This is a genomic window from Microcoleus sp. PH2017_12_PCY_D_A (genome assembly GCF_020738565.1).
Lineage (GTDB): Bacteria > Cyanobacteriota > Cyanobacteriia > Cyanobacteriales > Microcoleaceae > Microcoleus.
Genome location: NZ_JAEQCI010000067.1, coordinates 1 through 14563, shown reverse-complemented (window position 1 = coordinate 14563; position 14563 = coordinate 1). Strand labels below are relative to the sequence as shown.

The window sequence follows — 14563 nt, the reverse complement described above, 5'->3', positions numbered from 1 at the left end:
TTGGCAGATTTTAAGGTAGGCTGCTCTCTAGTCGCAAGTATTGAGCGAGTCGAGCCGTGGCAGTAAAAGTCGAAGAATTACTTACAGCAGAAATCAATCAGCCTGCTCGTTATCTAGGAAACGAGTTGGGGGCTGCACGCAAGCCTTGGGATGCAGCTTCTGTGCGCTGGGTGCTCACTTACCCAGAAGTGTACGAAGTTGGTGCTTCCAATCTCGGGCACATCATCCTTTACAATATTTTGAATGCCTTACCGAGACAGTTGTGCGATCGAGCTTATTTGCCCGCACCAGACTTAGCAGCAAAACTGCGATCCTCTCCGAGGGCTGCGCTAACGACCAAAACTCCGCTGTTTGCTGTAGAATCCAGGCGATCGCTCACAGAATTTGATATTCTCGGCTTCAGCCTCAGCTACGAACTCGGAGCAACAAACATTCTGGAAATGCTGGATTTAGCCGGCATTCCCCTAACTTGGAAAGAAAGAGCGACAAAGGCCCAAAATGGGGGAGATTTGCCGCTGATTTTTGCTGGCGGGCAAACCGCAACATCCAATCCCGAACCCTACGCTGACTTTTTTGACTTCATCGCTTTGGGAGATGGAGAAGAATTGCTGCCAGAAATTGGCTTGATTTTGACAGAAGGCAAAACTAATAATTTGAGCCGAGAAGCACTGCTGCTGGATTTAGCGCAAATTCCCGGCGTTTACGTGCCGCAATTCTATGATATGGCAGCAGACGGTTCTGTTCATCCCAACCGCCCGCAAGTCCCAGAAAAAATTCTGCGCCGAGTCGCGACTCCCATACCAGCTTATTCGATCGGGCTAGTACCCTACGTCGAGACAGTACACGACAGACTGACAGTCGAAATCCGCCGGGGATGCACCCGCGGCTGCCGCTTCTGTCAGCCGGGAATGCTGACTCGCCCCGCCCGCGATGTGGAACCGCAGCAAGTCGTAGAGGCGATCGAACAAGGGATGAAAGCCACCGGGCACAGCGAGTTTTCCCTGCTTTCCCTGAGTTGTTCCGACTATCTGGCACTCCCGGCTGTCGGGATGGAAATCAAAAACCGCCTCAAAGACAAAAATATCTCTCTGTCTCTACCCAGCCAGCGGGTTGACAGATTTGACGATAATATTGCCGACATTCTCGGCGGCACGCGGCAAAGCGGTTTGACTTTTGCCCCGGAAGCCGGCACGCAGCGGATGCGCGACATCGTTAACAAAGGTTTGACAAACGAAGAGTTGTTGCGGGGTGTCAAAACTGCGGTCGATCGCGGTTGGGATAAAATCAAGCTGTATTTTATGATCGGTTTGCCCGGAGAAACAGATTTTGATGTTCTGGGTATCGCCGAAACAGTCCGCTGGCTGCAAAGAGAATGCAGGCTTAATGGCCGGCGGTCACTGAATTTTAACTTGACAATTTCTAATTTTACGCCCAAGCCTCACACTCCTTTTCAGTGGCATTCGGTTTCTACTGCCGAGTTTTCACGGAAGCAAAAATTGCTGAAGGGTGAATTCAAAGCGATGAGAAATATCAAGGTGAATTATACTGATGTGCGGATTTCGGCAATGGAGGATTTTGTCGGTAGGGGCGATCGGCGTTTGGGCGCTGTAGTCCGCCGCGCTTGGGAACTGGGCGCTGGTATGGATGCTTGGTGGGAAAGTTTGGATACAGCATACAAGGCTTGGACAAGGGCGATCGATGAATCTGGCCTTACTTGGAAATACCGCCAAGTCGAAAGCGGTGAATGGAATCTTTTTGAGAAGGAAGAGGAGAAGGAAGAAGGAAGTTCGGCAACGGATTCTGTAACGGATGTAACGGATGTAACGGATGTAACGGATGGAAGTCGGATGGAAGTCGGAAGAAGGAAGAAGGAAGATTTTCCCACATCTCCCACTCTCCCCCTCTTTCTCGATCGACCTTTACCTTGGGATCACTTAGACACGGGGATCGACAAAAACTGGCTTAAAATTGACTTGCAAAAGGCTTTGGAAGCAGCGACGGTTCCTGACTGTTCCTTTGAAGGGTGTTCGCGCTGCGGGGTTTGCGGCACTGATTTCGGACACAATGTGGTTGTGGATGCCCTGCCAATTCCCGAGTTTGCTGGGGAATTCGTGCCGGATACGCAGCGGAAACAGCGTTTTCGGGTTTGGTTCGGGAAGGTGGGCGATATGGCTTTGGTTGGCCATTTGGATTTGCTGCGATTGTTCGATCGAGTTGTCCGCAGGGCCGATTTACCGATTTCGTTTACCGGCGGCTTCCACCCGAATCCTCGAATTTCTGTGGCAAATGCCCTGCCTCTGGGCGTTGCGAGCACTGGGGAAATTGTTGATTTTGAGCTGACTGAGCCGATCGATATTGAGATTTTCCGGGAAAAATTGGCCGCAACTCTGCCGGAAAATATTCCGATTTACAGGGTTGAGCCGATCGACCTCAAAGCTCCTTCTGCCAGTCAGTTGTTAGAAGCCGCAGAGTACGTGATTACTGTCGCAGCAACAGGGTCGCGGGCAGAAAATGGCGAATCTGACCGGGAGCATTCTGCTGCTGTCAGGGTCGCAGATACTGCCAACTGGGAGGCTTGGGTACAGGCGATCGTCCAAAGTTCGGCTTTTTGGCGGGTGCACACTACTAAGTCGGGAAAGACTCGCGATGTCAATTTGCGCGAAAGGCTGCACAAACTCGAACTTGTAGAGCAGAAACTCGAAAGTGCCAAATCCGAAGGTACAGCCGTCTTGCGCTATACCGGCAGTTGTCGCAGCGATGGCAACTTGCTCAAGCCCGAACATCTTGTTTTCATGCTCGAACAAGTTAGCCAGCAAGAAATTCAGCTTCTGCAGGTACAACGCAGTCAGCTCATCCTGGGTTATGGTTAAAATAGGGAAGTCGCAGTGGAATATTTCACTCTTAGCTTCCCTATCGGGATGTATCGTTTCACGCTATAATTGCTTGTTATGGAAGCCGCAGCGGCTTGAGCGCTTTTGTCGCTCGCCGCTAAGAGTCAACCAGCAACGCGGGCTGGGTGCAAATTGCTTCTGTTCAAGACTTCAAGCCTTTTTGTACATTCACGGGCTAAATCTAGCGCCAAACCCGCAGGAGCGGGGCCTGAACCAAATTGATCGATTAATTTCGCTCGATCGACTGGTTGTCGATCGTCGGCTTACTCAAAAATCTCGCGGTTCAAGCCGCTCTGCTGGTATTCAACAATAGATCTTTTTGACCTCGATCGAAAACGGATACAAGCCCCAGACTTCAGTCGTAGAGAGATCGCAGTTTTAGACCATAGTTCAAGCTCCCAGATTGCATCTGTTCGGCAAATCTAAAATCTAAAATTCTTCAATTCTTTAATCGACTAACCTCGATCGAAAACGGAGAGAAGCCCCCGACAATCGTCGTGGAGAACCCAAAATTTTAGGTTTTAGACCCTAGTTCAAGCTCCCAGATTGCATCTGTGCAGTAAATCTAAAATCTAAAATCTAAAATCTAAAATCGACTGACCAGGTTTTAGGGTTGGCAGGGGCGAAAGTTGCAGTCGAATGCCAAGAGTAGAGTCAGTTGAGTGCGATCGCGCAAGAATTCAACAAAAGTCCTTACGCTTTCACTCCTACTTACTTTCGCTCAAAACCAGCCCTCAACCACCACGCAAGGGGAGTTATCAGTTCGTAGTGTTAAGTTGTATGTTCAGTTGTGTGTTAAGAAATTGGTGGGATTGTCGCTGAATTTATTCGCTGAGTTCAAAGGAAGAGTTGCAAGTGTTGAATTTTGAGTATTGAGTCAAGCAATTCTCAACTCACAACTTAATATTGCTAACTCGATCAAAGCCTCCTTATTTCTATCTCTCAGATTAATCTGCCGAGCATAACTCATAACTCTCGATCGGGCGGGTTTAACTACTTTATCTGTAACAGTGAACAGTGAACAGTGAACAGTGAACAGTGAACAGTGAACAGTGAACAGTGAACAGTGAACAGTGAACAGTGAACAGTAAACAGTGAACAGTTAACAGTTAAATTTCCTTCCACCCTGCACCAACTCACAACTAATAACTCTTCCTGCTACTACTAATTACAGTTAAAGTCAGAGGCACTCTAAGCGCGTTAGTGTCTCTAACTTGCTGCCAGTTTTTTGAGGAAATTGAATGACAAAGCAGATAGTTATAGCAGAGCAGCATCGGATTGCTGCCGTCTTTTCAGAAGATCAAATCCAAGAACTCGTGGTAGCCACAGGCAGCCACCAAGTCAGCGACATTTACTTGGGAATTGTCGAAAATGTACTCCCCGGGATAGATGCGGCCTTCGTCAATATTGGCGACCCAGAACGCAACGGGTTCATGCACGTCACAGACCTCGGCCCGCTGCGGCTCAAACGATCGGCAGGAGCAATTACAGAACTCCTGACCCCCCAGCAAAAAGTGCTGGTACAGGTGATGAAAGAACCGACGGGCAGCAAAGGCCCCCGGCTGACAGGCAATATCACTCTGCCTGGGCGATATTTGGTATTGATGCCCTACGGCAGGGGAGTCAATCTATCCCGCCGCATCAAGTCGGAAGCCGAGCGCAACCGCCTCCGAGCCCTGGCTATTTTGGTGAAACCGGCCGGGATGGGGCTGCTAGTAAGAACCGAAGCCGAAGGCATGACCGAAGAAGCCATCATGGAAGATTTGGAAGTGCTGCAAAAGCAGTGGGAAGCCGTGCAACTCGAAGGTGGTTCGACGCGGGCGCCGGCACTGCTCAACCGCGATGACGATTTTATCCAGCGGGTATTGCGGGATATGTTCAGCGGTGACGTGAATCGGATTGTGGTGGACTCGCAAAATGGCATCAAGCGAGTCAAGCAGCAGTTGATGAGCTGGAACGGCGGTAAACTTCCTGCGGGAGTTTTGATCGACCACCACCGAGAGCGCGCCTCGATTTTAGAATTTTTCCGCGTTAACGCTGCGATTCGAGAAGCTCTCAGACCTAGGGTAGATTTACCTTCGGGCGGTTATGTGATTATCGAGCCGACTGAGGCGCTGACGGTGATCGATGTCAACTCCGGCTCGTTTACTCGATCGGCAACGGCTCGCGAAACGGTACTCTGGACAAATTGCGAAGCAGCCACGGAAATTGCCAGACAACTGCGACTCCGCAATATTGCCGGAGTAATTATTGTTGACTTTATCGACATGGAATCCCGCCGCGATCAGTTGCAGGTGCTGGAACATTTCAATAAAGCTCTCAAAGCTGACAAATCTCGGCCGCAAATCGCTCAACTCTCGGAATTGGGACTGGTAGAACTCACCCGCAAACGCCAAGGTCAAAATATTTACGAGTTGTTCGGCCACACTTGCCCTACTTGCAGCGGGTTGGGTCATCTGGTGCAACTCCCGGGCGAAGAAGATTTCGCGGCAGCGGTGCGGGAAGCAGCCGATCGCACTGTGACTTCCTCCAACCGGGTGATGTTGAACTTGCCAGAAGGATTGGAACGCCGCAGCTTGGCGCCGGTAGCTGCTGCAACTGCTGCACCAGTAAGAGAAGAACGTTCCCCCGAACCTGCTCGGGCTGCTTGGGAACCGTCTAGCGAAAGTTTGGATTTTGTTGAAACCGGTGGCAACGCCTCGGCTTTGGACTTGCTCAACCATCCCAGCTATCAGGATTTAGGCAACGGAACCAGACGGCGCCGCCGCCGCCGGATTGGCGAAGAGCCTTTTGCCGTGGTGGCCGAGGAGGAACCGATACGCAGCAAGTTGCGGCTCCCGAATACTTCCAGCACGCCCGTCGCCGAGCCGCGCTCTGAGTATCAGGCACCCCCCGGTATCCGCGCAGCTTCAGAGGGCTTCGGGCTGGTGAATATGGCGACTGTTGGCAGGCGCGAGGAATTCGATCGCGTGCGCCCAACTAAGTCTGAGCTGCTGAAGCCGATGGTGGAGCCTCCCGAGGTGATTTCGGTGGAAATGACACCGGAGGAGCAGGATGTTTATGCTCTGATGGGGGTTTCTCCTTTGGTGCTGACGGATCGCAGCGTCAAAAATCCTAAGAATGCGATCGTTTCGGTGACACTCCCCGGAGCAGGGCCGAATAAGCCGCCTTTTGAGCAGCTCGAATTTGAATTTGAAGCGCCTGCGCCAGCACAGAATGTTGAGGAACAGGATTATTATTCAGAAATGTCGGTTGCCCGGCCGGTATTTGCTGAGGATGACGATGCTGATGATGATGATGAGGCCCAAATTTACGGCATAAGTTCGATCGGCGAAGACGAAACCGATGATGATTTTGAGCCGATGGAAGAAGCCGACGAGGTGATGGCTTTCTCAGAGGAGCCGATCGAATCCTATGAGCCGATCGAATCCTATGAGCCCATTGAATCTCATGAGGCGATCGAATCTGATGAGGCGATCGAATCCGATCGGGCGATCGAATCGAGCGAACCCGAGGAGCCTGCGATCAACAGGCGCCGCCGCCGCCGCTCCTCTGCTGTTTTGGATGAGTGATTATGAAGGAAGAAGGAAGAGGGAAGAAGGAAGAAGAAAGAAGAAAGAAGGAAGAAGGAAGAAGGAAGAAGGAAGAAGGAAGTCGGAAGAAGGAAGAAGTAGAAATTTTTACTCTCTTCCCATCTTTCCATCTCCCCCTCTCCCCCTCTCCCTCTCCCCCAATCTCCCCCTCCCCCAATCTCCCCCTCTCCCCCTCCCCCAATCTCCCTCGGATAATTGCAGGTGTAGATGAAGTAGGAAGAGGAGCTTTGTTCGGGCCAGTGGTGGCTGCGGCCTGCATTTTGCCCGACGAAGTTCTCGAAGAATTAGTAAGTTGCGGGGTGCGCGACAGCAAACAGTTGAGTGCCGCCGCCCGAAGCAGATTAGCTGCGAAGATTCGGGCTGTGGCGGTTGACTGTCAAATTGGTGCGGCTTCGGTTAAGGAAATTGACCGTTTAAATATTTTGCAGGCTTCTTTGTTGGCAATGAAACGGGCGATTTTGAAGCTGAATGTTACTCCTGATTTGTGTTTGGTTGATGGGAATCAAAGAATTCCTAATTTGGCGATCGACCAAGAGACGATGGTGAAGGGCGACGCGCGATCGATTCAGATTGCCGCCGCTAGCATAGTCGCCAAAGTTTGGCGCGATGAATTAATCCTGCGTATGGCCGTCAAGTATCCCGAATATGACTTGACAAACAACAAAGGATATGGTACAGCTAAACATAAGTTAGCTTTAGAACTCTACGGTGCATCTGTCTTTCATCGAACATCCTTTAGTCCCTGTCGATAAGCTAGTGCACATCTAATTGTAACAATTCTGTTGCTTAAAACTTGTGGGGTGGGCACGCCAGCCAGTCCAAAAAATTAAATCTATATGCAGTTATTGTAGGGTGCGTCAGGGCAGAATGTGGCGACAACTTACTAAGCGAATTTCCTCCCTGACGCACCCTACGGTTAGCTATTGTGGGGTGCGTCAGGGCAGAATGTGGCGACAACTTACTAAGGGAATTTCCCCCCTGACGCACCCTACGGCTAAAAAATTAGGCAATAGGTTGAATGACTTATAAAATAAATACTTGAAGCTTCCCTAAACTTGGATTGTTTTAGTTCAAATCTAAAATCTAAAATCTAAAATCTAAAATCCCATGACAGATACTTCACTAACAATTCCCGGGTATCGCATCCTCGATCGCATTTACAACGGCTCCAGAACCCAAGTTTACCGAGCGATTTCCGAATCAGACCAACAACCCGTCGCGATCAAAATCCTGCAAAGCGAATATCCCACTTTTAACGAACTCATACAGTTTCGGAATCAGTACGCAATCACCAAAAATCTCGCCCTAACAGGCATTGTCCAACCGCTGGCACTCTTAAACTACCGCAACGGTTTTGCCTTAGTCATGGAAGATTTTGGCGGCATCTCCCTTGCCGAATATACCGCAGATCGCCAACTAAGTATTGAAGATTTTTTACCGATCGCAATTCAAATTGTCCGAGTATTAGAAGGACTCTATCAAAATCGCATCATTCATAAAGATATTAAACCCCAAAATATTCTAATTAATCCCAATACCAAAGAAGTCAAAATTATTGACTTCAGTATTTCTTCCCTCTTGCCCCGAGAAAACCAAGAAATTATCAGTCCTAACGTTCTGGAAGGAACGCTGCTTTATATGTCTCCCGAACAAACCGGGAGAATGAATCGAGGTATCGATTACCGCACTGATTTTTACTCGCTGGGAGTTACATTTTACGAACTGCTGACAGGAGAATTACCCTTTAAATCTATAGGTGGCGATCCAATGGAGTTAGTTCACTCCCACCTCGCGAAGCTGCCAAATCCACCCATAGAACTGGTTCCAAATATCCCGATAGCGCTGAATGAAATCGCAGTAAAATTGATGGCAAAAAATCCACAATTCCGCTATCAAAATGCTTTTGGTTTGCGATACGATTTGGAAAGATGTTGGCAGCAGTGGCAAGAAACAGGTAAGATAGAAAAGTTTAATTTATGCGTTAGAGATATCGCCGATCGCTTCGTCATTCCCGAAAAACTCTACGGCAGAGAAACCGAAGTTAACGCATTATTAGCAGCATTCGATCGCGTCAGCACCCCCCTCCACTCCCGCGCCGGTTCCTTCAATGCGGGGAACCAGTGCAACGAACTGGTTCCCTTTAGTAAAGGGGAGCAAGGTGGAGTCGAAATCGTGCTCGTCGCAGGGTTTTCCGGCATAGGCAAAACCGCCGTAATCAACGAAATACACAAACCAATTGTCCGCCAACGAGGTTATTTCATCAAAGGGAAATTCGATCAATTCAAGCGCGACATTCCCTTTTCTGCGTGGGTGCAAGCATTCCAGAATTTGATGCGACAATTACTCTCAGAAAGTTCTGCAGAAGTACGCCAATGGCAAGCTAAAATTTTAGAAGCATTAGGTGAAAATGGTCAGGTAATTATTGATGTCATCCCCGAATTAGAACACCTAATTGGCAAACAGGCCGCAGTCCCAGCAGTTGAAGGTAATGCTGCTCAAAATCGCTTCAATTTGCTCTTTAGTAAATTTATCCGAGTCTTCGCCACAAAAGAGCATCCTTTAGTAGTTTTCTTGGATGATTTACAGTGGGCAGATTCGGCTTCTTTGAAGCTAATGCAGTTGTTGGTAGGTGAAAAGGATACCAGCTATCTGTTGTTAATGGGAGCATATCGGGATAACGAAGTTTCCGGCGCCCATCCACTGATGCTAACCTTAGATGAAATTCGCAAAGAGGCGGCAACAGTCAATCAAATTACTTTAACCCCCTTAGATAAATTTTCCCTAAATCACCTAATTGCTGATACGCTAAGTTGTCCGCCAGGACAAGCAGTTCCTTTGACAGAACTGGTTTTCACAAAAACTCAAGGCAATCCTTTCTTTGCCACTCAATTTGTCAAATCCCTTCATGAAGATGGGTTGATTGGGTTTGATTTTAGTTGTGGTTATTGGCAGTGCGATATTGCCAAAATCGGGGCCCTGGCTTTGACCGATGATGTGGTCGAGTTTATGGCGATTCAGTTGCAAAAGTTGTCGGTAAATACTCAGGATATTTTGAAACTAGCAGCTTGTATTGGCAATCAATTTGACTTGGCTACACTGGCAATTGTTTGCGAAAAATCTCAAGCAGAAACAGCAGCAGATCTATGGAAGGCGTTGCAAGAAGGGTTAGTTATTCCGATTACTGAAGTTTATAAATTTTTTCAAGGCTCCGAATCAGTTGAAGTTGCACAAGCATCTAATTTATCGGTTCCATACAGATTTTTACATGACCGCGTGCAGCAAGCGGCATATTTTCTGATACCCGAAAATCGGAAACAATCAACACACCTGAAAATTGGGCAACTGCTGTTGAAAAATACCCCTCAAGCAGAACTAGAAAACAACATATTTGATATTGTCAACCAGCTCAATCAGGGTGCACAATTGCTTTCTGACCCGAAAGAAAAAGCTGAAGTAGCAGAATTTAATTTAATCGCCGGCCAAAAAGCCAAGAATTCCAATGCCTATAAAGCAGCCATAACCCATTTTAGCTTAGCAATGAAACTTCTAGATTGTAATTGGGAAGAAAATTACAAATTAAAATTTGAACTGCACAAACAACGGAGTGAGTGCGAATATTTAACCGGGAGTTTTGAGCAAGCCGAACAACTTTTAACGACTGCTTTGAACAACGGTCGATCGAAACTCGAACTAGCAGAAATTTATACTATATACATGGCTCTCCGCATGACCCAGGGAAGAAATAATGAAGCCATCCAATTGGGTATAGATATCTTAAGATTGTTTGGATTGGATTTGCCTAGCAAACAAGAGGAATTGCCAACAGCTATTGCAGCCGAATCGGAGGAACTACTATTAACCCTTCGAGACACAAAGATCGCAGATTTACTGGATTTAGCAGAAATAGAAGATACCGATACAAAGGTTACGATGCATCTGCTGGGGGATTTCTGGACAGCAAGCTACTTAGCCAGCAATCAGCAATGGCTAAATTTGTGCGTGCTGAAAACGGTCAACATGACATTAAAACAAGGCAATACAGATATATCAGCCTTAGCCTATGTTAATTATGGCATGATGCTGGCAAATCAGCACGACTACAAATTAGCTTATGAATTTGGCGAACTGGCTTTAAAGGTAGCAGAAAAATTTAATAATATAACTTTGATAGGAAAAGTTAATAATATATTTTCTCATATCATCAATCCCTTTAAAAAGCATTTAAAATCGAACATAGCGCTTTACCTGAAGGCTTATGAAGCCAATCTAGAATGTGGTAATATTGTTTGGGGTATTTTTTCTGTATTTTACAGTATATGGACGAGGTTTATTGTGGGTGAAAATCTAGAAAGCGTTTATCAAGAATCTGAAAAATTTTTGAGTTTTGTAGAGCGAACTAACGATGAAAATATGATTTCTGCGTTTGTAACTCTACAGCGCACTATCTTGAATTTACAAGGATTAAATTATAATAAATATCGGCTTGATGGTGAAGGTTTTAATGAAGAATTTACTATACAAAAGTGGGAAAGAAATCAATTTTATATTGGTATACACTGGCTGAATACTCTGAAAACTCAAATTTTATATATGTATGGTAAATATACAGATGCCTTTAAGATAGCAAGAGAAAATACCAAAATGCTGGGCATAGATGGAGGTTTTTTTAATATAACCCAGCACTATTTATATGATTCGTTGATTTTAACCGCTCTCGATCCTACAGCTAGTATTAAGGAACAAGACGAGCGCCAGCAAATTTTACATAAAAATCTGGAAAAGCTGGAAATATGGGCTACTAATTGTCCAGAAAATTTCCTGCATAAATATTTGCTGGTATTGGCAGAATTAGCGCGGATACGCGGACAAAACTTAGAGGCAATGGAGTTATACGATCGCGCGATCGCGTCTGCAAGAGAAAACGGCTTTATTCAGAATGAATCCTTAGCCAACGAACTCGCTGCCAAATTTTATCTCGCATGGGGTAAAGAAAAAATCGCCCGAGTGTATCTCGCTGATGCTTACTACGGCTACGCACGCTGGGGTGCTAAAGCAAAACTTGATGATTTGGACAATCGCTATCCTCAATTACTCGCCCCTATCTTCGATCTAAAAACCAGCTCAAACACGAGCGATAAAATTACTCAAATGATGGCGGCAACTGTTACAAATTCCAGTTCGGGAGTTTCCGGCATTCTGGACTTAGCAACAGTAATCAAAGCATCTCAATCCCTGTCAGAAGAAATTAACCTCGATAAGTTACTCTCCGCTTTAATGCAAGTGGCGATCGAGAATGCGGGAGCCCAAAAAGGAGCTCTGATTTTGCTAGAGGGAGATTCATTGGCGATCGCAACTCAATGTGTTAGCGGTCAAGTCAGCAACATCGAATCTACTGCTGTTGCTGACTCTCAGGAAATTCCCACCACCATCATCAACTATGTCTGGCACACTCAAGAAACCTTGGTAATTAATGATGCGGCGGTTGAGATTAACTTTGCGGCTGACACCTATATCATTCAACAGCAACCAAGGTCGGTGTTGTGTCTGCCAATTCAAAATCAAGGAAAGGCGATCGGCATTCTGTATCTAGAAAACAATCTGACGACAAATGCTTTTACTCCTGACAGATTAGCAGTCTTACAAATCTTGTCCTCCCAAGCGGCTATCTCCATAGAAAACGCCAAACTCTATGCCAACTTAGAAGCTAAAGTCGAAGAACGCACCCAAGAACTCCAGCAGTCAGAAATTCGTTTTCGACAACTTTACGAGCAATCTGCCGATGCTATTTTGTTGTTAGATGGAGGCATTTTTATCGACTGCAACCCCGCAACAGTCAAAATGATGCGTTGCACAGACAAACAACAACTTCTTTCCCTGCATCCGGCGCAAATTTCCCCGGAGATTCAACCTGACGGTAGAAACTCTTTTGACAAAGCCCAGGAAATGACATCCCTAGCCTTCTTGCGAGGCAGTCATCGGTTTGAATGGATGCACCGCCGCACCGACGGAGAAGATTTTTGGGTAGAAGTATTGCTGACAGTAATTCCTTTAGATGGTAAGGAAATTTTATACACAGTGTGGCGAGAAATTGGCGATCGCAAACAAGCTGAATCAGCTTTGCACCAAAAAAATCAGGAATTAAGCGATACTCTCCAACAACTAGAAGCCACACAAGAAGGATTGATTCAATCAGAAAAAATGGCAGCTTTAGGACAACTTGTGGCTGGAGTTGCTCACGAAGTTAACACTCCCTTGGGTGCAATTCGCTCCTCAGCCAGCAATGTTTCTAAGTTTTTAAATCAAAGTCTAGAAGAATTGCCCGCACTTTTTCAATGTCTCTCCCCAGAAGAGGCACAGAATTTCTTGAGTTTACTCCAGCGTTCCCTCAAACAAGAAACAATCTTATCAACGAAAGAAGAACGCAAATTTAAGAGAGGTTTGAGGAGCCAATTGGCAGAATTAGGTATACCAGATCCCGATACGGCAGCCGATCGCCTAGTGATGATGGGAGTATATGATGAAATTGACAGCTTTGTACCGCTGCTGCAAAAACCCGATAGCTTGCACATTATAGAAATCGCCTACAAACTTTCTGAGTTAAAAAGAGGTATGGCGACGATCGACACAGCTACAGACAGAGCATCAAAAGTCGTGTTTGCTTTAAAAACCTATGCCCGTTACGAACAGTCGGGGGAAAAGACAACAGCGAGCATTACAGAAGGCATTGAAACAATCTTAACCCTTTATCAAAATCAACTCAAACAAGGAGTTGAAATAGTGAGAAACTATGCCGAAATTCCGCCGATACTGTGCTATCCAGACGAACTGAATCAAGTGTGGACAAATCTGGTGCACAATGCCTTGCAAGCAATGGATTACCGAGGCACTCTCACAATTGATTTGGCCCAGGAAGACGGCCATGCTAAGATTAGTGTTACTGACAGCGGTAAGGGGATACCATTCGAGATTAAATCGAAAATCTTTGACCCATTTTTTACGACTAAACCGGCCGGAGAAGGTAGCGGTTTGGGGCTAGATATTGTGAAGAAAATTTTGGCAAAACATCAGGGGAAAATTGAAGTAGAATCAATTCCCGGTCAAACTACATTTAATGTTTTTATCCCCATGAGCGGCGACTGAACTGGTGAGGGCGATTGGGGAGGTTCGATCGCTGTGGTACGATCGCAAATGATAATTACTTCATAATTCCACTCTAGCCGGAAATGGGCAATCCATCCCGAATACTTGCATTATATGGATTATACTGAGCTAAGGCTCTGGGTAAATCTGTTGTTCTTGCTTAATCTGAGTGAGCCGCTGGCGATCGACCTAATGTGCTTTATCTTAAAATGCGATCGGGTCTCCTAGGCAGTTTACTAATTTTCCGGCTAACAATTAATCATTTAGGAGAAATCATAAATGTCTAAAGCAGTTATTTTGTGTGTTGATGACGAAAGAATGGTATTGGACAGTCTCAGAGCGCAGCTATCATCATCCTTGGGGAATAATTATATCTATGAAGCAGCCGAGGATGCTGAGGAAGCTTTAGATTTAATTCAAGAATTAAATGAAGATGATGTGAGTATTGTTGTGATTATCTCTGATTGGTTAATGCCCGGTATGAAAGGAGACGAGTTACTGATTCGCATCCACGAGCAATTCCCTAAAGTTGTTAAAATTATGCTGACAGGTCAAGCTGACGAAGAAGCTGTTAACCGAGCTAAAGAATTCGCCAATCTCCATTCCTGTTTATCTAAACCTTGGTCAGAAGCTGAATTGCTGCAAACTATTAGATCGGGTTTATCTCAACTATGAAACAACAGGTAATTATCTGTGTAGATGATGACAACACTGTACTCAAAAGCCTCAAAGCAGAACTCCAAGAATCTGTAGGCAATGCCTATCTCATAGAAATTGCCGAGGGTGGAGAGGAAGCATTAGAGTTGATTGAAGAATTATTGTCAGATGGGTATGAAGTACCGTTAAGCTGTTTCGCATTTAAATTGTGATAACGGCATTTCCTTTGTTTTTGAGTTTTCGTCCCCATTTGATAATCAATCCTCCTTCATTTAAAAGCTT

6 protein-coding genes are annotated in these 14563 nt (G+C 46.1%); all 6 read left to right on the top strand.

From position 1 onward, the window contains the following. Positions 1-56: 56 nt before the first annotated feature. Positions 57-2870, top strand: a complete 2814-nt coding sequence (locus tag JGK39_RS19930) for a TIGR03960 family B12-binding radical SAM protein (protein ID WP_293249055.1) — start codon at positions 57-59, stop codon at positions 2868-2870. 1262 nt (positions 2871-4132) lie between these two features. Then, positions 4133-6463, top strand: a complete 2331-nt coding sequence (locus JGK39_RS19925; protein ID WP_293249052.1) for an Rne/Rng family ribonuclease — start codon at positions 4133-4135, stop codon at positions 6461-6463. Between the two features lie 2 nt (positions 6464-6465). After that, positions 6466-7236, top strand: a complete 771-nt coding sequence (locus JGK39_RS19920) for a ribonuclease HII (protein WP_293249049.1) — start codon at positions 6466-6468, stop codon at positions 7234-7236. Between the two features lie 355 nt (positions 7237-7591). Next, positions 7592-13624: an AAA family ATPase gene (locus JGK39_RS19915; RefSeq protein ID WP_293297214.1), complete on the top strand. Its 6033-nt coding sequence runs from the start codon at positions 7592-7594 to the stop codon at positions 13622-13624. Between the two features lie 279 nt (positions 13625-13903). Next, positions 13904-14299 carry a response regulator gene (locus JGK39_RS19910; RefSeq protein WP_293249044.1) on the top strand — a complete coding sequence of 132 codons (396 nt, stop codon included), beginning with the start codon at positions 13904-13906 and terminating at the stop codon, positions 14297-14299. Further along, positions 14296-14493, top strand: a complete 198-nt coding sequence (locus JGK39_RS19905; protein ID WP_293297211.1) for a hypothetical protein — start codon at positions 14296-14298, stop codon at positions 14491-14493. The genes JGK39_RS19910 and JGK39_RS19905 overlap by 4 nt, the downstream gene beginning before the upstream one ends. The last annotated feature ends 70 nt before the right edge of the window (positions 14494-14563 follow it).